Here is a 22,505-nt window from a genome sequence, read left to right as displayed (position 1 = left end):
CCGCGTCGATTCGGTTATTGCCGTCCTGCCCGCTGCCTGATGCCGCGGACGCACCATTGCTCTGGATTGACACCTCCCACATCAGCGCCGCTCAGCGTCGCGACTACCGGCTGCAATCGCCGCTAATCAGCACCCCGCTACACCCCACCGAGGCGCTTGAGCGCCTCCGAAGCCTGATCGATCTGCAAATTGATCTCGTCCGTCCCGGGACACTCGTGCGAATTCACGGCTATGGCGTACTGATTCAGGGCGAAAGCGGTGTGGGAAAAAGTGAAACCGCCTTGATGTTGCTTGAACGTGGGCACCCACTAGTGAGTGATGACGCCGTGCGCATTGTCGCCGAAACTGACGGGACGCTCCGGGGCAGCCCTCCGGGAGCGTTTCAGGGTTGCTTAGCGGTCCACGGGCTGGGGCTCGTTAATGTTAAGGACTGCTTCGGCGAGAATGCCGTCGCCTCGAGCGCCGCCATTCGCCTGATCGTGACACTCACCGACACCGCGCCCATGACGGACCCGCTGCACGGCGCATGGAGCGCACCGGGCTGGCTTGGCCGTAAATTACCCCACCTGGCCTTATACACCCGACGTCCGCAAGCACTGCTTGTTGAGACCGCGGTGCGCCAGATGCAGGCACGACATGTGCTCGCCTCCCCCACGCTGGGCGTATATGAAGAACAGGCCCCGGAGCCGGTATGAGGTTGGTGATTATCAGCGGACTTTCCGGTTCCGGCAAAAGCATCGCGCTCAACACGCTGGAGGACACGGGCTTTTATTGCTTCGACAACCTGCCCGTCGGTTTGCTCAGCGCATTTGCCCATCATGTCACGGAAACACCCGTGGCCATGAACCACCAGTACGCGGTTGGCATCGACGCACGCAGTGGCCCGGAAGACCTCAGCCGGTTCCCACAGACGCTTCAGGCGATAACGGCTCTGGGCGTTCACTGCGAGATTCTGGCGCTGGATGCGGAACACGATACGCTGATCACGCGCTTCAGCGAGACTCGCAGGCGTCACCCGCTCAGCGGCCCCGATGTCCCGCTCTCCGAGGCAATCAAGTGCGAGCGCCGCCTCCTTGGACCGATTCTGGAGCGGGCCGATCTCATCATCGACACCACGCGAACCACGGTCCACCAGCTACGCGACTTGGTTCGCAAGCGCCTCGTGCGCGGGTCGCACGCTTTGTCGTTGTTGTTCGAATCGTTCGGCTACAAACACGGAATACCCTCCGACGCCGATTATGTATTCGACGCCCGCTGCCTGCCCAACCCGCACTGGGAGCCGGATTTACGTGCGCTCACCGGCCTGGACACCCCCGTGGGCCACTATCTCGCCGCTCAGCAAAGCGTTGAGCGCTATTACATGCAGGTACAGGAATTTCTCGATGAGTGGATCCCGCACTTCGAGCGCGAAAATCGTAGCTACCTCACCGTCGCCATTGGCTGCACGGGCGGTCAGCATCGGTCTGTCTATATAGCGAATCGCCTGGCCGATCACTTCAAAACGCGGAAAAGTAGCGTCACTGTTCGCCACCGGGAGCTTGCACACGGATGAGTGTGAGCGCATCACTGACGCCTGCACAGGTTCAGCTTGCTTGGAGAAGGCTCCTGTCAAGCACCAGGCTTGCCCTTGTCACGGGTGCTGGAGCAATTTCGCACTCGAGCACTGCACAGAGCGCGCGATGCACTGACGGGCCAAATCCGAGGCCGAAACCGCTTTCCGGGCTGAGTGGCCGCGCGCGAGCATCTATATTCACTGATATATCACCCTCTAGAACCATTGACCTCGGCGCAGCACGCGGCCAGCAGGGAGGTAGGACTATCGCGGCCGGTACCGGTCGGCCGCTACCAGTAACAATATCGGGCTTTTCGGCTCTATCGCGGATCGAAGCGCGAGACCAGCCTTTTCCCGGGGAGCGCTACGGAATGCCGCTGCTATGACCCCCGTGCCGAACTGGACATGATATATAGCGACGAGTTTCTCATACGCGAGATTCGGATCAGCAACAAGCTCGGCCTGCACGCTCGAGCCGCTGCCCGTTTTGTCTCGGTGGCCTCGCGTTTTGCAAGTGAGATACGGGTTAAGCGCGGCAGCAAAGAGGTCAACGGCAAGAGTATTATGGGGTTGATGATGCTTGCGGCCTGTTACGGAACGGAGCTTCTGATTCTAGCCCGTGGGTCAGACGCCAGTGAGGCCCTTGCCACTTTGGGTGAGTTGGTCGACGCCCGCTTCGGCGAAACCGAATAACCTAACCGCCTGCCATACCGCGGTGCCGGCCTCACTCTTCATCGTACTCGGCGCTGAGATACTTCAGGTGCTTGCGAGTGAGGGACTGAAAACGAGGCGTCAGTCCAACGTCCTCATAGATCGGATCGCCATGTTCATCCTCGGCTACCACCCGCTCACCCGGCACATAGGGGAAAGCCACCTCGATTTCGTCGAATGCGGTGGAAAGCAAATCGGTGATGATGTCCTGCTCCGAGCGTCCTGGAAATATCTCGGCCAGCGCTGCGAGTTTTGCTGCGTCGTGAATCGGCAGGCGCACGGAGTACACTTCCAAGGTGCGCCGCTCTCCAGCGGATCTCTCCCAGGTTTCGAGCAACTCTCGAAACTTCATACGTCTCCCTCTCTGGGTTTGCAGTTGTTTGCTTGTTGAAATGGCGACCGGATCCTAGTGCCAGACTAAGCACCGCCACAGCGACGGCGGTGAAAATCCACCGGCAAAGTTGTCTGGCGCGAAGCGAACCGAACCTTATCACGCCGGTAATCCCGCCGCGAATCGAATTAGCGAGCGTCGCTCATTAAAAGAGGTGGGGGCGAATTTGACCGGCCGCAAGACCAGCGGCCGGCCACGCCTGCAACGCTGTGCAGGAAATCAGCGAAACTACTCGCCAGCGACGGTCATGCCTTCGACGAGCACGGAGCCGGTCCGTATATTGCCACGGATGTCAACATCATTCCCAACCGCGCGGATACGTTCGAACATTTCCTTGAGCCGGCCAGCGATCGTGATTTCTTCAACGGGATACGCGAGCTCTCCGTTCTCTACCCAAAAGCCCGCCGCGCCTCGGGAATAATCGCCAGTGACCGGATTGACGCCCTGTCCCATCAAGTGGGTGACAACCAGCCCCTCATGCATGTCCCGGAGCAATTGTGGATAACTCATGGCACCCGGATTGACCACCAGATTGTGGATTCCGCCCGCGTTACCTGTCGTCTGCATTCCCAGTTTTCGCGCTGAATAACTCGACAAGACGTAACCCCGTAACACCCCTTGCTCGACCAGGATGCGAGGACGGGTCGCCACGCCTTCCCCATCGAAGGGCGTGCTGCCCAGAGCACCCGGTAACCGCGGCTGTTCCTCGATCGTAAGCCATTCCGGGAACACACGCGTATCCAGCGAGTCGAGCAGAAAGGAGGCCTTGCGGTACAGGCTGCTACCCTGGATCGCTCCGAGGAAATGCCCAAAAAGACTTCGGGCAACCGTCGGAGTAAACAACACCGGGACCGTTCGCGTCGAAAGCCGGCGCGCACCGAGGCGCTCAACGGTACGCCGTCCGGCTTCCTGTCCCACGGCCGAGGCGGACTGCAGCGCACCCGGGTTCCGCGCCGTGGTGTACCAATAATCACGCTGCATGGACTCGCCGCTACCACCCAGCACCACGCAGCTGATGCTGTGCTGCGAGCTGGGATATCCGTCTAGAAAACCATGGGTGTTGCCGTAAACATGTATCCCCTGGTGCGTCGTGACTTCGCCACCTTCGGAGTTGGTCAAGCGCGCATCGAACCCGAGTGCAGCGGCCTCGCACTCCCGCGCCAAATCGAGCGCTTCCTCCGGGCCGACATCCCACGGATGATATAGGTCGAGGTCTGGTACGTCCGAGGCCATTAAAGCCGCGTCGGCCAACCCGGCGCAGGGGTCCTCGGAGGTATAGCGCGCGATATCGCAGGCCGCGCGAACCGTCTCCACCAGCGAGGCACGGTTGAAATCCGCCGAGCTTGCCGTGCCCTTGCGCTGACCGAAATAGACGGAGATCGCCAGGCCACGATCACGCATGTGCTCCAACGTATCCACCTCTCCGTGGCGGACCTTGACTGAAAGGCCGAAGCTCGTGCTGGCGGAGCCTTCTGCCGCGGTGGCACCCTGTCGAGTCGCCTCTTCGAGCGCTTCACCCAACAGCTCGGCAAGCTCGGTTTTATGCGGCAGCTGCCGCTGCACGGCCGGACTCAACGTGGACTCCGTCATCCAACTCTCCTGTCTGTAGAAAATGGCTCGCTGACTAGCCGACCTGTGTTCCTCCGACCGTCAGCGCATCCACTTTGAGCGTGGGCTGGCCGACACCGACCGGCACGCTTTGCCCTTCCTTGCCGCAGGTACCGATGCCGCTGTCGAGCTGCAGGTCGTTGCCCACCATGCTGACCCGGGTCAAAACGTCCGGCCCATTGCCTATCAATGTCGCGCCCTTGACCGGCCGCGTGATCTTGCCCTTCTCGATCAGGTACGCCTCGCTCGCGGAGAACACAAACTTGCCGGAGGTAATATCCACTTGGCCACCGCCGAAATTGACGGCATAGAGACCGCGATCCACCGAGGCGATAATTTCCTCCGGGGAGTGAGGCCCGGCCAGCATGTAGGTATTCGTCATACGCGGCATCGGCAGATGCGCATAGGATTCCCGCCGGCCGTTGCCGGTCGCGCGCATGCCCATCAACCGGGCATTCAGGCTGTCCTGCATGTAACCGGCGAGCACACCACGCTCGATTAGCGTGGTGCACTGCGTCGGGGTTCCCTCGTCGTCGATGTTGAGCGAGCCGCGACGATTGGGTAGCGTTCCATTATCGACCACCGTACAAAGCGGTGAGGCGACGCGTTCACCGATGCGCCCGGCAAAGGCCGAGGTGGCCTTGCGGTTGAAATCGCCCTCCAGGCCATGCCCAATGGCCTCGTGGAGCAATACCCCAGGCCATCCCGGGCCGAGGACAACCGGCAGCGTGCCCGCGGGCGCTTCCACCGCTTCGAGGTTGAGCAGCGCCTGGCGCACCGCCTCGCGTGCATACCCTTTGATACAGTCGCTACCGAGGAAAAACTCGTAACCGCACCGGCCGCCGCCGCCCGCGCTGCCGCTCTCGCGAGCCCCCTTCTGCTCGACCAGGACACTGACGTTGAGCCGCACCAAGGGGCGAACATCGGCGCTCAGGCGCCCATCGCCGGACGCGACCAGAATGACGTCATGAACACCGGCCAGGCTGACGACAACCTGTTCCACCCTGGGATCCTGCCGCCGGGCTTCCGCATCGAGTTCCCGCAACAAGGCAACCTTTTCAGCGGCGCTCAAACTGTCCAACGGGTTGATGGGTTCATACAGTGCCAAGCCTTCACCCGCCTTCCACGCTTGTAGCCGGCCGGCACCGCCGCTGCGCGCGATGGCACGCGCGGCGCTGGAGGCCTCCAGCAGCGCCGGGAGCACGATTTCGTCGGAGTAGGCAAACCCGGTCTGTTCACCGCTGATCGCCCGCACACCAACGCCTTGATCGAGGCTGCGGCTGCCTTCCTTGATGATTCCGTCCTCCAGAACCCACGCCTCATGCCGTTGCACCTGAAAATAAAGGTCGGCAGCGTCGACTTTGGGAACCATCAACTGCCCGAAAACCCGCTCCAAATCGGTCTCGGTCAGATCGGCGGGAGCCAAGATACTCTGGCGCGCCAGATCAAGATTGTGCTGCATCGTATCATCAGACATTGCCTTCCTCCGTCGACCTTGCCACCGGCGGCGGCGCTACGCCCAGACGGCGATGCTCGAGCGCCGGGAAGCGCCGGCGCGTCTCCCGCAGCTCGGAGCGAACCATTCGAGCGTGAATCAGGCCCGGCCCACGGCTATGGCGGTCCAATACCCGCCCCCATGGATCTACGATCAGCGTCTCGCCATAGGTCATCCGCCCGTTGGGATGCTTGCCACCCTGATCGGGAGCCATTACGTAGCACAGGTTCTCCACGGCCCGGGCGCGAACCAGAAGCTCCCAATGGGCAGCACCGGTTAGCGCGGTAAACGCCGACGGCACGATCAACAACTCCGCACCGCTTGCCACCAACTCTCGAAAGAGCTCGGGGAAACGCAGATCATAACAGATGGCCAGACCCACCCTGGCAAATGGCGTATCGAAAATTACAATGCTCTCACCCGCCTGCAGGGTTTCCGACTCACAATAGCGTTCAGCCGCGCTTACCGCCACGTCGAAAAGGTGTATTTTATCGTAGCGTGCGCAGCGCTCCCCGTTGGGGCCATAGGCCAAACAGGCGGCACGCGCGCGCCCTTGCTCGCTGGCGCGCAGCGGGAGCGTGCCACCGACCAGGAAAATACCGTGATTCCGGGCCGTTTCCGCCAGAAACGACTGAATGGGCCCGTCCCCGTCCGGTTCGGCGATGGCCAGCTTAGCCGCCTCTTCACGCCCCAAAAAAGCGAAATTCTCCGGCAATGCCACCAACTGGGCACCGGCATTCACCGCCTTCGCAATGAGGTGATCGGCTGCTTCGAGGTTTTCTGCCACGCTCTCGCCGGAGACCATCTGAATGGCCGCCAGGTGCGCCTCATCTTGGATCATCCGTCCCCCCGGCACGTTGGTCGGCGTCCATCCCGCCTTCGATCCGCGGGTGCTCCCACGGACCGCTTATCCGATATCGATTCTTGGCGAGTTGCTCTATGTTCGCTTGAAACAACTTTTGGGTCAGGAACAAGATTACACCTGCCACTGGCCCACCGGCCAATCCGCCGATCAGTGACACCGTAGAAGAGACATGAGGTACAACCGTAACCGTCTGATCGTATCGCCCTTTAACGAGATCAATCGGACCTGAGACCTCGATGCGCGCGGCGGGGCCGTCAACGTAGAAAACCTCGGGATGCGCCGTGCCGTTTTCAAGGTGAAAACGGGCCTTGATCCGATCAAACGCGAATCCCTTGCCGAAGAAATCGGAGAAATTAAGCGTCAAGCGTCGCGGCAAGGTAGCCACGCTCAACAAACCGAAAATCCGTCCCGCACCCGGTTGAATCTTGAGCAGCGAGCCGTCCCGCACGCTAAAGCGCACCTCTCCGGTGAGACTCTCCATTCCCCAGTCCAACAAGGTACCCGGCCAGCGCAGCTGCGCTCGCGCCTCGGTCCTGCCGTGGCCGATGGCCTGCACGAACCCGAACAGTGACAATGCCTTGCCGGTATCCTTACTGGTCGCGCTGAGATCCAGCGCCGAATATCCCTCGGCCCCCTTGCCACGCATTCGACCGTCTCCATTGACCTCGAGCACGGGCCCGGTCAGGTTTATCGTCCTCAGCGCCAAACCCTCGTCCACTTGATCCACGCGCAGGCGAAGATGCCCGAATGGAGCATCAGCGACGCGCAAGGCCGCAATATCCAAATCGAGCCCAGGGAGTTCGAGTGCCTTCGGGCGAAGCCGAGCGCGGCCGCTGCCAAGTCCGGGCCAAGCGGCGAGGTTCAAGCGCGCGAGATTCATTGTCGCCCGGCCCTTTTCTTGAGTGGGCCAGTGTATCCGACCGGCGGCCGCCGGTCCCGAGAGGCGGAGGTGCCAGGCGTCGACCCCCTTTTCTCCGTAGACCTGCAGCGCTTCCATGAGCGGGGTACCTGCCCAGGAAAGCCGCTCGACCCGCAAATCGACGCGGCGCAATGGGGGAAGCGCCGACGTTTCACTGGGGGCCTCCAGATCAACCCCCGTGGCCAGAACAAGCCGCTCCACCGTGCCCGTGACTTCAGTGGCCGGGGTGTTGGGCAAGCCCGGGTCGCCGCCGCCCACCGCCACGCCGAGGCGCTCGATACCGCGACCATGCGGCGTCAAAGTGAGGATGGCGGCTCCCATATCCGCGTAACGCAGCCGGATCACACCGGCCGCGGCCGAATCCAGCAATCGCGTGCGGACGCTGAGCGACTGCGGCTTCATTTGCGGTTTCGCCAGCGATCGGGGCCAATTCACCTGCACGCCGCGTAGCTGCGATAGCAGTGTCAGATCCAACCGCTTCACCGGGGAGCGAAATCCGTTGGCATCGGCTTGCAAACGCCAGTCCGTGATTCCGGGGGCGTGCTCCGCCAGTGGATTATCAGCGCCGAGCAAATCCGCCACCGAGGCACGGAAACGTGTCTCAATATGGATGCTCCGTTCCCCCGCTTCACCAAGCGTCTCCGCCTGACTCACCAGCGGATGACCACCGAAGCGCCCGCGCAATCGGTCCCAGCGCACCCCGTTCTCATCGAAACCAAGCCGGCCGGTCAGATCGTCGACGACCCAGCCGAGAGGCTTGACCGCCAGCCGGGCACCCTCGAGATCGATCCGGCCATCGACCCCGATCGGCCGGCCATGGAACGGAAAGGCAAGCTGCAGCTCAAGCTTCTGATTCCCAGCGAGCGAGACCTGGCGCAGTACATCCGCATGATTTCCAGACAGCGGCGATTCCCGCAGAAAACGCAACACATCGTTTCCCGGGCCGCCCAGCGTCCCCTGAATTCGAAGCTTCGGGTGGCGCAGATCGGGGATGTCGGCCGTGGCATGGGTCAGGGCACTGCGGTAAATGTGACCGCGCGTGACCTCGGCCCGAAACGCCCCCTCGCGGATGAGCATCCGCCCGTCCAGCCCACGGAGCTCCGGCCAGTCCGGATGGTAGGCAAGCCTCAAATCGTCTACTCGGCTTTGCACCTCGAATACGCCGGAACCGCTACGGTAGGGGAAATCGCGGAGCAAGCCGCGCAGCACGAGGTCAGCGCGGATGCGGCCGCCGCGCAGGGCGCTGCGCAGCCAATCGTCGAGTCCCTTGGCAACGAGACGCGTGGGCAGATAACGGCTGATAGCACCGGCAGTACCGTGGCGCAGATGCGCGCGCGCGTCGATGAATGGCCCCTCTCGCCCGCCAAGCCAGAAGCCGACCCGGGCATCGAGCTCACCGGCCGCGCTGCTCGCCTCGAGGCGGGGGATGACCAACCGAAAGCGGCCATCGGCGAGCCGCCATTCACTGCTCATCTGCAGGCGCTTCAAGGCGAGCGGCTGCCTGAATAGAGCAGGCAGGCGCAGATCGGTCTGGCGAGCCTCGAGCTGCAGTCGACCGCCACGGTCAGTGATCGAAAACCGCCCGCTCCCGGCAGTCAGACCCGGGGCGCCCTCAGCCGGGTGCAGGACGAGATCCTGAAACCGTCCGCTTACGTACCAGCGTTGCGCTTGGCTCGTGGCCTGTACCACGACGCCCGCGTCATCAATCGCACCCTGCGGAGCCAATCGCGCGAGTCGTTCCCGCCAATTCGGCGGCAAGCGGTCGCTCGCCTGCGCTAGCGCGGTCAAATCACCTAGCTGTAATGATGAGGCACGGGCACGCATTGAAGCGGCGTGCGCACCGCGCGGTGCGTAGCGAATCGATAGCTCACCGGGCAGCGTCGGCTCGAGGCCCGGGCGCTGTAGCCGCAAGTCGTTGATATCGACGGCCCAGCCCTCGCCGCTACGCCGCCAGCGGCCGCGTCCGGCCATACGATGAAACCGCAAAGCTCTGGCGCCGTTCAACTCCACGTCACGGGCGCTCGCCTCCAGTGCAACCCACTCGGGCCGCCCCTGGCGCAAGCTCAGCCAAATCCGTGCGTCCGCCTTCCCCGCGATGACTGGCGCGCTCCAGCCGGCCGGTAATGCCGCAACGATCCGATCGAATCGGGCATCCACGACGCGCAGATAACCGGCGCCGTTGCTTTCTTCCAAGGCGCTCGGCGAGCCATGCCAGCGAACGGCCAGTTCCACGCGCTTCGCCAACACGGGTTGCTGCGGCCGGAGACGAACCGCCAGATGCGAATCCCCGCCATCGTGCCAGAACGAGGCGTAAACATCCTCCAGCTGCCAGCGTCTCGCCTTGTGCCGATCAACCAGGCTCACCGAGGCGTCGCGCAATTGCACACGGGAAATAAGGCCAATCAGCCGATCGCCGATGCCCTCCTCACCCGTGCCGTTGCCTCCTGGGCCGAGGTCGATCCGCCCATTCGCCGAGCGCGTCAGCGTGACTTTGAGCTTGTCGACGCGCAGATCGGCGAACTGGGGTTCGAGGAGCAGCAGCGGCGAAAAGTCCACCGAGACCTCGATGCGCTTTGCCGCCAGATCTGGCGCGCGGTCCGCAACGCCGCCGATGCGCACATCGCGCAGAACCAACGAAGGGGTGAATCCCGTCAGACGGGCCTCCAATGCCGAGATCACTACCGGGCGATCCAGCCAGCGTGCGAGGACCGCCTCGATCTCGTTATGAAAGCTCGGGGCGCAGGCCACGGCCAAGCGCAGCAGCGTCACCGCGAGCGCCGTGGCGAACACCACGACGGCCACGGCATAGAAGGCGGCGGCGTAAATACGTTCAGCCGTGCGCGGCGACAAGGCAACGACTCCTGCGGACGCACCGACGCCGGTGCACGACCCGCGGCAGGCTTCGAGGAAACGTGCCGAGACTTCGCCGCCAGACGATCACATCAGGACCACGTCGAACTGTTCCTGCGTATAAAGCGGCTCTGCCTGGAACTCGATCGGCTTGCCGATGAAGCTCTCGAGCTCGGCAAGGGTATCACTCTCCTCATCGAGGATCAGATCGACAACCTCCTGGGAAGCCAGCACCAGCAATTTATGCACATCGAACTGACGGGCCTCCCTTAGGATTTCACGCGCGATCTCGTAGCACACTGTTTCGGCCGTCTTTACGGTGCCGCGCCCGGCGCAGGTTCGGCATGGCTGGCACAATATGCGCTCCAGCGACTCGCGGGTGCGCTTGCGCGTCATCTCAACCAGACCCAGCGCCGAGACCCCGCTAATATGAGTCTTCACGTGATCCCGCTCCAGTGCCTTCTCGAGGGCGCGCAGCACCTGACGCCGATGGTCTTCCTCTTCCATATCGATGAAATCGATAATGATGATACCGCCCAGATTACGCAGCCGGAGCTGCCGCGCTATGGCTTGAGCGGCTTCCAGATTGGTCTTGAAGATCGTCTCTTCCAGCGTGCGGTGACCGACATAACCGCCGGTGTTCACGTCGATGGTGGTCATCGCCTCGGTCTGATCGATGATCAGGTACCCCCCCGATTTGAGCTGGGTCTGACGTTCCAGGGCGCGTTGAATTTCGTCCTCCACGCCGTAGAGATCGAAGATCGGCCGCTCGCCCTGGTAATGTTCAATGAGCTCTGCGATATCCGGTAGGAACTGCTCACAAAAGCTCCGTACTTTCTGGTAGGTCTCCCATGAATCCACCCAGACCTTGGCGATGCCTTCGGTGACCAGATCCCGCAGTGCGCGCAGCGCGAGTGGCAGGTCACCGTGCACGAGCGTTCCGGGCTGAGCCAGTTCGCTACGGGCTTGTATCGAGCTCCAGAGCTTGCGCAGAAAGTCGCGATCACGCTGCAGGGCCTCTTCAGAGGCTCCTTCCGCGGCGGTACGCAGGATATAGCCATTGCCTTCGTCGGCGGCGACGAACGCCTCGCCGATGCGCCGCAGCCGGCCACGCTCGCCCTCCTCCTCGATCCGCGCGGAGATCCCCACCGTAGCGCTACCGGACAACAAGACCATGAGCCGGGAGGGAATGGTAATGTGGGTTGTCAGGCGGGCTCCCTTGCTGCCAATGGGATCCTTGATCACCTGAACCAGAATGTGTTGCCGCTCTCTGAGTAGCTCGGTGATATCCGGTGGCGGAACCGCATTCGACTCGAGCGGCGGCTCGGTACCGATGATATCCGATGCATGCAGAAAAGCCGTTCGGGCCAAACCTACGTCGAGGAAAGCGGCCTGCATGCCTGGTAAAACGCGAGAGACGCGCGCCTTGTAGATGTTGCCGACCAACCCACGCCGACAGGCGCGCTCGATGTAGACCTCCTGCAGGACACCGTTTTCGACGACCGCCACCCGGGTCTCGCGAGGCGTGACGTTGATCAGAATCTCCTGGCCCACGCTTTACCCGGAGCGCCAGTGTCGCTGATAGGGAATCTCGAACTCGGCGAGCAGCTCTCCGACCTCGAACAAGGGCAAGCCCATGACCCCCGAGTAGCTGCCATCCAAATGCTCGACGAACAGCGCCCCGCGTCCCTGAATGGCGTAGCCGCCGGCCTTGTCACGAGGCTCACCGGTACGCCAGTAGGCATGCAGCTCGTCGCGCTGCAGCGCGCGGAACGTCACGTTGCTCACGGAAAGACGCGTCGCCTCGTGTTCGGCTTCAACGATCGCAACGCCGGTGAGCACACGGTGCACCTGACCGGACAAACGCTCCAACATCGCCACCGCCTGCGCTTCATCGGCGGGCTTGCCGAGCACCTCCTCGTCGATGACCACAACGGTATCCGCGCCGAGGACAGGCCTGACTCGCTCCTTCGGCAAGGCTTGCAAACCGGCCCGCGCCTTCTCCAACGCCAGCCGCAATACGAAGACCTCCGGGCTTTCGCGCGGTTGCGGGGTTTCCTCGATATCCTGTCGAACTTCGGCAAAATTCACGCCGATCTGTTCGAGCAGCTGCCGACGCCGCGGCGAGATAGAGGCGAGATAGATATCAGGAAGCGTGTCCGCCACCATGCCAGACCTCGTAAAGGCTAGTTCGCGAAGCGATGAAGCGGGGCATCGTTTTCTCCGCCGCTCATCCGCCCCGATGATAAGGATGATTTTGCAGCACCGTCCAGGCGCGGTACAGCTGCTCTGCAACAATGACCCGAACAAGCATGTGAGGCAGGGTCAACGGCGAAAGAGACCAGAGGTATTCCGCCTTTGTCAGGCAGTCCCGGCACAAACCATCCGGGCCGCCAATGAGGAGCGCGACGTCGCGCCCCTCTTGCATCCAATCTTCCAAACGCGAGGCGAGCTCGGGCGTGCTGAGCAGGCTGCCGCGACAATCGAGCGCCACGATGCGCGCATTTCCGACCGCGGCCATCACGCGACGCCCCTCTTCGGCCAATGCGTCGTTGACATTATGACGCCGCCCGCGCCGGCCGAGTGGCACCTCCAGCAGGCACAACGGCAACTGGGGAGGCATTCTCCTGGCGAATTCCCGCCACCCGTCCTCGACCCAACGCGGCATGCGCTGGCCGACGGCAATCAGACGCAGCTCCATGGACAGTCAAGACCCTTCCCCGAACCCGGCAGTCTCGTCTTCGGATTCCATGCCCCAAATGTGTTCAAGCCGGTAGAACTCTCGGGCCGAGGACTGCATCACATGGACAACGACATCGCCCAGATCGATGAGAATCCATTCGGCGCTGTCTTCTCCTTCGACCCCAAGCGCCTGGATGGCGTTGTGCTCGGCCGCCTCGAGAACCCGATCGGCGATCGATTTGACGTGCCGGCGCGATGTGCCGCTGGCGAACACCATGAGGTCGGTGATCGACGTGCGCCGACGCACGTCCAACACGACGATGTCCTCTGCCTTGATACCCTCCAATGCCGTGTGAATGATTCGCTGTACCTCCTCCACGACCTTCACGGAATTGATCATGAAATCCTGTAGACCTCCTTCCCCAGCGCGGCTGGCGATTTGCTGTTGCGCGTGTTCAGATCTGCGGGTAACCGTAAAACCCTCCCTTGGCGATACATTCCCACACGGCGTCCGGCATCAAAAAGCGCGCGGACCGGCCTTGGGCAAGCAGCCGTCGGATGCTCGACGCCGAGATATCGAGCGCCGTGGTCTCCTGAAATAGGACCAGGCCGCTGCTGCATTCATGAAGCGCGAGCGGATCGGTCACTCGGCGCTCGGCTGTCCAATCGGACAATTCCCCGCCGAGTCGCAAGGTGTGTCCCGGGCGCTGCATCACCACGAAATGGGTCAGCGCCGGGAGATCCCGCCAACGATACCAACCGGGCAAGCCGAGGAAGGCGTCACTGCCTATTGCGAAGCAAAGCGGTCGCTGACCGATTTCGGCGCGCAGCTCATATAGGGTATCAATCGTGTAAGAATAACCGCCGCGACGCAGTTCGCGCGCGTCGACCACCAACCCTGGAACTCCCGCTACAGCGCATTGCAACAAGCGTAACCGCTGCTTAGGAGCCGCTTGGGGGGAACGCCGGTGGGGGGGGACGTATCCGGGCACGAGGCGCATTTCCGCCAAGCCGAGACATTCCAACAGTTCGATCGCCGGGCGCAGGTGCCCGTGATGGACGGGATCGAACGTCCCGCCCAGCAGGCCAATCGGCGCACCGCGGGTCCGATTGCCGTGCGTCATTCGCGGATATGGCCGTCGCCTAGCACCAGGTACTTCTCTGTGGTCAAGCCCTCGAGCCCCACCGGCCCACGCGCGTGCAGTTTATCCGTGCTGATGCCGATTTCCGCCCCGAGCCCATATTCAAAGCCATCGGCGAAGCGGGTCGAGGCGTTGACCATGACCGAGCTGGAATCGACTTCGCGCAGGAAGCGCCAGGCACGCGTATAGTTCTCGGTCACGATGCCGTCCGTATGGTGCGAGCCGTAGCGTTCGATATGCTCGATCGCCTCGTCCATATCCGCAACGACCCGGACGGCCAGTATGGGGGCAAGATATTCGGCGCTCCAGTCCGCCTCCGTGGCCGGTGCGACGGACGGTGCCAGCGCTCGCGTGCGCTCGCAACCCCGCAGTTCCACCTCAGCGCGCTGGTAGAGCTCGATCAGTCGCGGAAGAAGACCCGGTGCGATGGCCTCGGCGATCAGCAGAGTCTCCATGGTGTTGCAGGTGCCGTAGCGTTGCGTTTTCGCGTTGTATGCGATTCGAATCGCCTTCTCCGGGTCGGCTTGATCGTCGATATAAACATGGCAGACACCGTCCAGGTGCTTGATCATGGGCACGGTGGCCTCGCGCAGCAACCGCTCGACCAAGCCTTTGCCACCGCGGGGAACGAGCACGTCGAGATAGTCATCCATCGTAATCAGCTCACCGACGGCATCACGGTCGGTGACCTCCACCAGCTGCACCGCTTCCTGCGGCAAACCGCTTACCGCAAGGCCGCGACGAATGCAGCCGGCGATGGCCTGATTGGAATGAATGGCCTCGGAGCCGCCCCGTAGGATGGCGGCATTGGCCGATTTCAAGCACAATCCGGCGGCATCCGCGGTCACATTGGGTCGTGCCTCGTAGATGATGCCAATGACACCGAGCGGCACCCGCATCCGCCCGACCTGGATTCCCGAGGGGCGAGCGTGCAGATCGCGGACCGCGCCGATGGGATCGGGTAGGGCCGCGATCTGGCGCAGCCCCTCCGCCATGCCATCGATCCGGGCATCGCTGAGTTCCAGGCGCTCCAGGAGCGCGGGCTCCAGCCCGCGGGCACGACCCGCCTCCTGATCACGCTCATTGGCTTCCCTGAGCCCCGCGCGCCCGCTCTGCAACTGCTCGGCGATCGCCAGCAGTGCCGCGTCACGCTGCGCGCCGCTGGCGCGCGCAAGCGTACGGGCCGCCGCCTGTGCCGAACGGCCGATGCTCCGCACATAATCACGTAGCTGCGAACTGTGCATCTGCACTGTCTCCGTCCACCGCGACAAACGTGCGCAGCGGCGCTCAAAAAGCGGCCACTGCCGCCGTCAATTCAACGCTCAATTGTAACAGCTCGTCCCACGGCCGGCCGCTCTGCGCACCCTTGATCACGCGGTCGACGAACGCGGCTCGCCGCAACAGCTCCTCGCAGGCATCGGCCGAGGTATGCTTCGCAAGCTCCCTGAACCGGGCTTGGCGAGGTTTCGGGATCCGGTGCTCGCGTAGTACGGCGGCGATCCCGCCCGCATCACCCGCCAACGCTTGCAGCATTGCCAGCACCCGCAAGTCACGCGCCAGAGCCCACAGCACCAGCGTCGGCTCGATGCCCTCCTCGCGTAGCCCGCAACAAATACGTTCCGCGCGGGTACGGCGGCCAGCGAGCACGGCCTCGCCCAAATCGAAGACGTCGTAGCGGGCGCTGTCGACCACCGCGTGGCGGGCGGTATCCCAATCCACTCGCCCCTTGCCCAGCAGCAAATGCAGCTTTTCCACCTCTTGCGCGGCGGCAAGGAGATTGCCTTCGGCACGCGCGGCGAGCAGATCGATGACCGCCTGGTCAGCGCTCAAACCGAACGAGTGCAACCGACGGGCGATCCAGCGGGGAAGATCACGCAGGCTGACCGGCCAGATATAGAGCAGCACACCGGCCCGGCCAAGGGCCTCTACCCAGGCGCTGCGACGCTGCCGGCCATCAAGCCGATTACTGATCACCAGCAGCAGCGTATCGGCCGGTGGGGAGCGGCAGTAGGCTTGCACGGCCTGGGCGCCGCTCGCGCCTGGTTTACCGCCGGGTAAACGCAGCTCGATCAGCCGGCGCTCACTGAAAAGGCAGAGATTCGCGGCCGTGCTCGCCAACTGCCTCCAGTCAAATCCGCCGGTCTCCGCGTGCAGTACTTGGCGATCGGTATAGCCGGCCGTGCGCGCCGCGGCGCGGATGGCCGTGCAGGCCTCATCGATGAGCAGCGGCTCCTCGCCGGCCACGAGCCACACCGGAGCAAGCGTCCCGGACAAGTGCCGTTGCACCTCGTCGCTGCGAATCTGCGTCACATCCGTTTACCATCCTCGGCGTCAAGATCGGGAAATATTGGCCAAGCGGGCCATCATCAGATCGAGTGCCTGGCGGCGCAGCTGCTCAGTAAGCCGCCGCTCCTGGCTCTCCCGTCCCAGTATGTTCTGCGGATCCGCCTGATAGACGACTTGCGGAGCAACCGTCTGCTCCTTGAGCAGCATTTCACCGTCTTTGGAGTCCGCGCGAAAACGCAGCTCATAGACCAGCTCATAAGCCCTCGCCTGGCCCTGAGGCGTCACCGATACGGTCCGGCGTCTGATCTGCTGCCCGAGCAGAACCAAAGCCCAGTCGGCATCCAGGCGATCACTGACCACCTTTGCGCCGTAACTCTGCAACGTATCGGAGGCGACGTTCGCAAGCTCACCCTCGCCCATTTCCGGCTGGAGGTACACCCTGACTCCTTCCAGGCCACTGCCGGCGGACCCCCGCAGGTGCCAGCCGCAACCGGTGAGCGGCGGCGCGACAAGCATCAGCAGGAGCAGGCCATGCAGCGCGAAGCGGCTCATCGGGCGACCACATTCACCAGACGTTGCGGTACGACGATAACGCGTTGGACGTTCTTACCCTCGGTAAAACGACGCACATTCGGGTCGTTCAAGGCAGCCTCGCGAATAATCTCTTCGGCAGTGCCAACGGCCACCTGAATGCTGCTGCGTCGCTTACCGTTGACCTGCACTACCAAATCGATGACCTCCCGTTTCAGCGCGAGCTCATCGACCGTCGGCCAAGCCGCGTCGACCACGGCCCCGCTGTGCCCCAGCTCATGCCAGAGCCGGTGCGCGATATGCGGCACCATGGGCGAGAGGATCAATACACCAGCCTCCAAGCCCTCCTGGCGCACGGCGCGTCCCTGCTCGCTTGTGTCATCGAAACGGCCCAAGGCATTGGCGAGCTCCATAACCGCGGCAATGGCGGTATTGAAGGTGAACCGCCGGCCGATATCATCACCCGCCTTATGAATCGTCTCGTGAATTTTACGCCGCATCGTCTGTTGCACCTCGCTCAGCCGTGCCGGATCCACGGCGCCGGCCGGTCCTGCAGCGACATGGGTCGATACGAGATGCCAGAGCCGTCTGAGGAAACGATACGCGCCCTCCACGGCGCTGTCGGACCACTCCAAGGCTTGATCGGGCGGCGCGGCGAACAAAATGAACAGGCGCACCGTATCCGCACCGAAGCGTTCCACCAAGGCTTGTGGGTCCACGCCGTTGTTCTTGGACTTGGACATGGTGCCGATACCCGCGGATTCCACCGGCTGGCCGTCACTTTTGAGCACGGCGTCAAGCATTTGCCCGCGCTCGTCGCAACGCACCTCGACCTCGGTGGGGTTGTAGTAAACCAACGCACCCGTCGCGGCGCGGCGGAAATAGATGTTGTTCAGCACCATTCCCTGCGTGAGCAGATGAGTGAACGGCTCATCGGAGTCGAGTAAGCCCTCGTCACGCAGCAGCTTATGATAGAAGCGCGCATAGAGCAGATGCAGGATGGCGTGCTCGATACCACCGATGTACTGAGTCACCGGCGTCCAATAAGCAGCCCGGGAATCGAGCATCGCGCGCGAGTTGTCCGCGCAGGCAAAGCGCGCGTAGTACCACGAGGACTCCATGAACGTGTCGAAGGTATCGGTCTCGCGCCGCGCCTCGCCCCCGCACTCGGGGCAATGGGCCTGGTAAAAGGCGGGCAGGCGCTGCAGTGGCGAGCCGGCCCCCTCGAACTCGACCTCCTCGGGCAGCATGACTGGCAGCTCATCGTCCGGAACCGGCACATCACCACACTTGGCGCATTGCAGCATCGGAATCGGCGCGCCCCAATAGCGCTGTCGGGAGACCCCCCAATCACGCAGCCGATAGGTGATGCGCCGCTGACCCGCGCCCATGGACTCCAGGCGCTCGGCGATGGCCGCGCAGGCCTGTTGCGAAGTGAGCCCAGAGAATTCACCTGAGTTCACGAGAATGCCTTTCTCCACGTAAGCCCCGCGCGCGAGATCGACGGCACCACCGTCGCCGGGGCTGATCACCTCGCGAATCGGCAAATCGTAGGCTTGGGCGAAATCCCAGTCGCGCTGGTCATGCGCGGGCACGGCCATCACCGCGCCGGAGCCGTATTCCATCAGAACAAAGTTGGCCACCCAGATCGGCACGGCTTCCTGAGTGAACGGGTGACGCGCCCGCAAGCCGGTGTCGACTCCTTCTTTCACGGCGGTGGCCAACGCCGCCTCGGATACGGCGCTTGTTTTGCAGCGCTCAATGAAGGCGGCCAGCTGCCGATCGTCTTGTGCGGCCTCGAGCGCCAGCGGATGCTCCGCGGCCAGTGCCAAATAGGTCACCCCGAACAGCGTATCGGGGCGGGTCGTGAATACCCTGAGCGGAACGTCGTGCCCCAGCACGGAGAACTCGATTTCGACCCCCTCGGAGCGGCCGATCCAGTTGCGCTGCATGGTCTTGACTTGCTCCGGCCATCCCGGCAGCTCATCAAGACCGGCCAGCAACTCGTCAGCATAGGAGGTGATCTTCAAGAACCACTGCGGGATAGCACGCCGCTCGACCGGAGCGCCCGAGCGCCAGCCCTTGCCGTCAACCACCTGCTCGTTGGCGAGCACGGTCTGATCGACCGGATCCCAGTTGACCGTAGCCGTTCTCTTATAGACCAGCCCTTTGCGAAACAGCCGCGTAAACAGCCACTGCTCCCAGCGGTAGTAGGAAGGATCGCAGGTGGTCAGTTCGCGATGCCAGTCATAGCCGAAACCAAGCCGCTTGAGCTGCTTGCGCATGTAGTCGATGTTTTGCCGAGTCCACTGAGCCGGGGGGACGCGATTTTGAATCGCGGCGTTCTCGGCCGGCAAACCGAATGCGTCCCATCCCATGGGCTGCAGAACATTGCGGCCGAGCATACGTTGGTAGCGTGCGATCACATCACCGATCGTGTAGTTCCGCACGTGGCCCATATGCAGCTTGCCGCTCGGATATGGAAACATGGAGAGGCAGAAATAGCTCTGACGGCAGGCATCCTCCGTGGCCCGGAAGGTATCGTTCTCCTCCCAAAATCGCTGCGCCTCCGCCTCGATTTCCTGCGGATGATATATTTCGTCCATTGGCCTTCGATGCTTCCCCATCAACCCTGACATGCACCCATCGCCGCCCGAATTCCGCTGAAATTCCGGCCGCGTACAACAGGATACCGTAGCGCTACACGGCTTTGCACCACCGCGCGATGCAATTGCGCTCCGGCACTTGCCACTCAGGGCCCCGGCACGCTTGGTGAAATGCGTGGGCGGGCGCAGAATAAAGCAAACAGCCCACCGGGGAATTACCATGACCGAGCGCAAACGCGATCACCATGCACACGCCTACGAACGAATGCTCGACCGCCTGCGCAGCGCCATGGAGCACGCAAAGCTGCCTGAAGCCCTCGAGACGGTCAAGGAGCGGGCGGTCGCGCAAGGCGAGCTCACTCGCGAAGAGGCCGAACGCATCGGCGGATTTCTACGCCGAGACGTCGAGGAAGCCGCGCGTTACTCCGTGGCGACCGACGATGATCTCACAGGTTGGCTGCGCATGGACTTGCAGCTGGTGGAGAGTTGGATCTGGGACCGCTTCTCCTCGGTTGCGGACAAGACACGCCTTGAATGGATGGCGCTGCAACGCGAGCTGCAAGAGCACTCGGCGGACTATCACGCCGGGGAAATCGCCGGACCCGGGTCCCTGAGCTGTAGCAATTGCGGCGAGGTGATCCGCTTCACGCAAGCGGAACCGATCCCTCCCTGCCCAAGCTGTCAGGGCTCGGACTACCGGCGAGCGCCGACCCACAAGACACGGAAGCGGTCGCAACAGTAACCTGCAAGATATTAGCTGTAAGATTGCGCGCTCGCAGTTGACGCGCATGGCGCACGAGCCGGGCGGGCCGCAAAGGATGTCCGCCCACCGGCGCGCACCTGCGAGTGGGCGAGGGTCGGCGGATTCAGCAACGCCGCGGCGACTCCCTGCGCTCGCGCACCTCGGCCGCGAGCATTCATAAGCATGCGATGTATCCCGCCGACGACGCAGCGGTCACCAGGTCATTTGGGCGGCTGCCTGTAAGGGCGCTGCTGCGCGGCCGATTTCCTGCTTGAGGGCGCCGGCGGGTCGGGGCGGGGCAAATGGCATCGAATGAATCTATACTTAGGAACATCCTAGTTGCCTACGGCGGTTGCTCCATCGTTCCTCTGGCGTTGGCGACAGTGCGCCGAGGAAGGACCACTGCCGTTTACATCACACTGCGGACCGGGGTCAGCCACGGTTGCATGGCGACACGATAACGAGGCGCACCTCGAGAAACGCAGATCGCGACTCCCACACGCACTCGTTCCAGGCGCCTTGAACTCGGTTTCGGCGGCCATATTCTCTAAAGCAATCGAGCGCAGTGGGATTCACTACTGGCTCCGGGCACGGCAAAGGCAACCCTACGATGAATACGATTCGCACACTTCTGGTCGATGACCATACGCTCATGCGCGCGGGTCTACGCTCGTGGTTGGAGCGGTTGCCTGTCGTCGAGGTCGTTGGCGAGGCAGCCAACGGGCTCGAAGCCTGTCGTATGGCGCGCTCCTTGAACCCTGACCTGGTGGTGATGGATGTCTCCATGGCCATCCTCAACGGCGTGGAAGCCACAGAGCAATTGCTGAAATCCTGCGACACGCGGGTTGTCATCCTCTCCATGTACTCCAACGCCGAATACGTCCAGCGCGCGCTCAAAGCCGGCGCGTCGGGTTATATCCTCAAGGATGCGACGACCACCGAGCTCGAACTGGCCATCGAAGCGGTGAACAAGGGTGAGATCTATCTGTCCCCGGCGGTCGCCAAGGGGGTTCTCGATAATTGCATGGATTACTTCGACCAGGCCAGGGAACAGGAGGCGCAGGACCTCGAGGAGCTGACCCCCCGCCATCGCCAGATATTACAGCTGGTCGTGGAGGGCAAGACCAGCAAGGAAATCGCCGAGTTGCTGCATCTGAGCGCCAAGACAGTCGAAGGTCATCGCGCCGAATTGATGAACCGGCTCGGCATTCACGATATTCCCAACCTGGTGCGCTACGCGATACGCACGGGGGTCATACCGCCTGAGCATCCCATGGATGAATCCAGAGGGTGATTCACATCACAGCAATGAACTCGCATGCGCGCATTAGGGGAACTTCCCGGTGATTAACCGGTAGTTTCCCGCATCGCCATCCGCCGCCTGGGTATCCATACTCCATGCAAGGCCAAAGCGAGAACTCAGCAACACGCGTCCACCCCTGAACTGAGGCCGATGCCGAAGCGGTACCCGAGAGACCGCAATCAGCTCGACCGGCCTCGTAGATGCGACTTACTGAGTTCCGAACCCCAAAAAAGGAGGGATCCGGCGATGGCTCTGCAAACCAAAGTGCGTTCCGACCAAGAAAATGGGTTTGCCGCTGCACGAAAGCAGCCGCCCTATACCAAGGAGCACGCCGATCACCCCGGTGCGGCGACAGCGACGGCCCGCCCAGAGGCACCCCGGGCAGACGCTGCGATCGGTAATCGAGTGCCGTCCAACTCCCCGGTCGACCAGGCGTTGGTCGCCCGCGTGCAGGCCGGCGACAAACAGGCGTTCAATACGCTGGTGCAAAAATATCAGCACAAGCTTCTCAAGCTGATATCGCGCTACGTCCACGATCAGTCGGAGGCGCTGGATATCGCGCAGGAGACGTTCATCAAGGCGTATCGGGCGTTGCCCAATTTCCGTGGCGACAGCGGTTTCTATACCTGGCTCTACCGCATCGGTCTGAACACGACGAAAAATCACTTGCTCGCGGTTGGCCGGCGGTTGCCCGACAGCGATATCGATGCCCAGGATGCCGAGCGCTACGACGTCGACTCGCGGCTGAAGGATCATGACTCGCCGGAAGCGCTCGCCATGCGCGATGAGATCGAGCACACGGTGGCTGTTGCGCTGGAGGAG

General features: G+C 62.7%; 19 protein-coding genes and 1 pseudogene. 6 read left to right on the top strand and 14 right to left on the bottom strand.

Going from position 1 to position 22,505, the window contains the following annotated elements; genetic code table 11:
* The 3 genes and pseudogenes from AC52Q4_RS01800 to AC52Q4_RS01790 all read left to right on the top strand — a co-directional run.
* Positions 1-695, top strand: a pseudogene (locus tag AC52Q4_RS01800) (hypothetical protein); the annotation flags it as partial.
* Positions 692-1,552, top strand: a complete 861-nt coding sequence (gene rapZ, locus AC52Q4_RS01795) for an RNase adapter RapZ (protein ID WP_495535091.1) — start codon at positions 692-694, stop codon at positions 1,550-1,552. The pseudogene AC52Q4_RS01800 and the gene rapZ, both read left to right, overlap by 4 nt.
* Positions 1,553-1,957: 405 nt before the next feature.
* Complete coding sequence (locus AC52Q4_RS01790; protein ID WP_495535090.1) at positions 1,958-2,245, top strand: HPr family phosphocarrier protein; 288 nt, start codon at positions 1,958-1,960, stop codon at positions 2,243-2,245.
* Positions 2,246-2,276: 31 nt separating this feature from the next.
* On the opposite strand, the gene AC52Q4_RS01785 is transcribed toward AC52Q4_RS01790, so the two are convergent.
* From AC52Q4_RS01785 to leuS, 14 genes are all read right to left on the bottom strand, one after another.
* Complete coding sequence (locus AC52Q4_RS01785) at positions 2,277-2,615, bottom strand: type 1 pili tip component (RefSeq protein ID WP_495535089.1); 339 nt, start codon at positions 2,613-2,615, stop codon at positions 2,277-2,279.
* Positions 2,616-2,882: 267 nt separating this feature from the next.
* Entirely contained in the window at positions 2,883-4,244 is a 1,362-nt protein-coding gene (gene pmbA / locus AC52Q4_RS01780) for a metalloprotease PmbA (protein WP_495535088.1), read from the bottom strand.
* A gap of 34 nt (positions 4,245-4,278) precedes the next feature.
* Complete coding sequence (gene tldD / locus AC52Q4_RS01775; RefSeq protein ID WP_495535087.1) at positions 4,279-5,739, bottom strand: metalloprotease TldD; 1,461 nt, start codon at positions 5,737-5,739, stop codon at positions 4,279-4,281.
* On the bottom strand, positions 5,732-6,598 hold the full coding sequence (locus AC52Q4_RS01770; protein WP_495535086.1) for a carbon-nitrogen hydrolase family protein: 867 nt from the start codon (positions 6,596-6,598) through the stop codon (positions 5,732-5,734). The genes tldD and AC52Q4_RS01770 overlap by 8 nt, the downstream gene beginning before the upstream one ends.
* Complete coding sequence (locus AC52Q4_RS01765; RefSeq protein ID WP_495535085.1) at positions 6,585-10,391, bottom strand: YhdP family protein; 3,807 nt, start codon at positions 10,389-10,391, stop codon at positions 6,585-6,587. The genes AC52Q4_RS01770 and AC52Q4_RS01765 overlap by 14 nt, the downstream gene beginning before the upstream one ends.
* Before the next feature lie 87 nt (positions 10,392-10,478).
* Positions 10,479-11,945, bottom strand: coding sequence for a ribonuclease G (gene rng / locus AC52Q4_RS01760; RefSeq protein ID WP_495535084.1), 1,467 nt, complete (start codon positions 11,943-11,945; stop codon positions 10,479-10,481).
* 3 nt (positions 11,946-11,948) lie between these two features.
* Positions 11,949-12,560 carry a Maf family protein gene (locus tag AC52Q4_RS01755; protein ID WP_495535083.1) on the bottom strand — a complete coding sequence of 204 codons (612 nt, stop codon included), beginning with the start codon at positions 12,558-12,560 and terminating at the stop codon, positions 11,949-11,951.
* A 61-nt stretch (positions 12,561-12,621) separates the two neighbouring features.
* Positions 12,622-13,092, bottom strand: coding sequence for a 23S rRNA (pseudouridine(1915)-N(3))-methyltransferase RlmH (gene rlmH, locus AC52Q4_RS01750; RefSeq protein WP_495535082.1), 471 nt, complete (start codon positions 13,090-13,092; stop codon positions 12,622-12,624).
* Positions 13,093-13,098: 6 nt separating this feature from the next.
* Complete coding sequence (gene rsfS, locus AC52Q4_RS01745) at positions 13,099-13,473, bottom strand: ribosome silencing factor (RefSeq protein ID WP_495535081.1); 375 nt, start codon at positions 13,471-13,473, stop codon at positions 13,099-13,101.
* 55 nt (positions 13,474-13,528) lie between these two features.
* Positions 13,529-14,197: a nicotinate-nucleotide adenylyltransferase gene (gene nadD / locus AC52Q4_RS01740; RefSeq protein ID WP_495535080.1), complete on the bottom strand. Its 669-nt coding sequence runs from the start codon at positions 14,195-14,197 to the stop codon at positions 13,529-13,531.
* A complete protein-coding gene (locus AC52Q4_RS01735) occupies positions 14,194-15,459 on the bottom strand; it encodes a glutamate-5-semialdehyde dehydrogenase (protein WP_495535079.1) in 1,266 nt (421 codons plus the stop codon). The genes nadD and AC52Q4_RS01735 overlap by 4 nt, the downstream gene beginning before the upstream one ends.
* Positions 15,460-15,502: 43 nt before the next feature.
* On the bottom strand, positions 15,503-16,525 hold the full coding sequence (holA, locus tag AC52Q4_RS01730; protein ID WP_495535078.1) for a DNA polymerase III subunit delta: 1,023 nt from the start codon (positions 16,523-16,525) through the stop codon (positions 15,503-15,505).
* Positions 16,526-16,546: 21 nt separating this feature from the next.
* Entirely contained in the window at positions 16,547-17,053 is a 507-nt protein-coding gene (locus AC52Q4_RS01725; protein ID WP_495535077.1) for an LPS-assembly lipoprotein LptE, read from the bottom strand.
* Positions 17,050-19,638 (bottom strand): leucine--tRNA ligase, encoded by a 2,589-nt coding sequence (gene leuS, locus AC52Q4_RS01720; protein WP_495535076.1) that lies wholly within the window; start codon positions 19,636-19,638, stop codon positions 17,050-17,052. Before leuS ends, AC52Q4_RS01725 begins: the two co-directional genes overlap by 4 nt.
* A gap of 220 nt (positions 19,639-19,858) precedes the next feature.
* On the opposite strand from leuS, the gene AC52Q4_RS01715 reads away from it, so the two are divergent.
* The 3 genes from AC52Q4_RS01715 to AC52Q4_RS01705 all read left to right on the top strand — a co-directional run.
* Complete coding sequence (locus AC52Q4_RS01715) at positions 19,859-20,380, top strand: zinc ribbon-containing protein (RefSeq protein ID WP_495535075.1); 522 nt, start codon at positions 19,859-19,861, stop codon at positions 20,378-20,380.
* A gap of 565 nt (positions 20,381-20,945) precedes the next feature.
* Positions 20,946-21,674 carry a response regulator gene (locus AC52Q4_RS01710; protein WP_495535074.1) on the top strand — a complete coding sequence of 243 codons (729 nt, stop codon included), beginning with the start codon at positions 20,946-20,948 and terminating at the stop codon, positions 21,672-21,674.
* 255 nt (positions 21,675-21,929) lie between these two features.
* The coding region (locus tag AC52Q4_RS01705; RefSeq protein ID WP_495535073.1) for a sigma-70 family RNA polymerase sigma factor at positions 21,930-22,505 on the top strand (576 nt) is incomplete at its 3' end.

The organism is Nitrococcus sp. (assembly GCF_059432795.1).
This window is presented reverse-complemented; position numbering and strand designations above follow the sequence as displayed.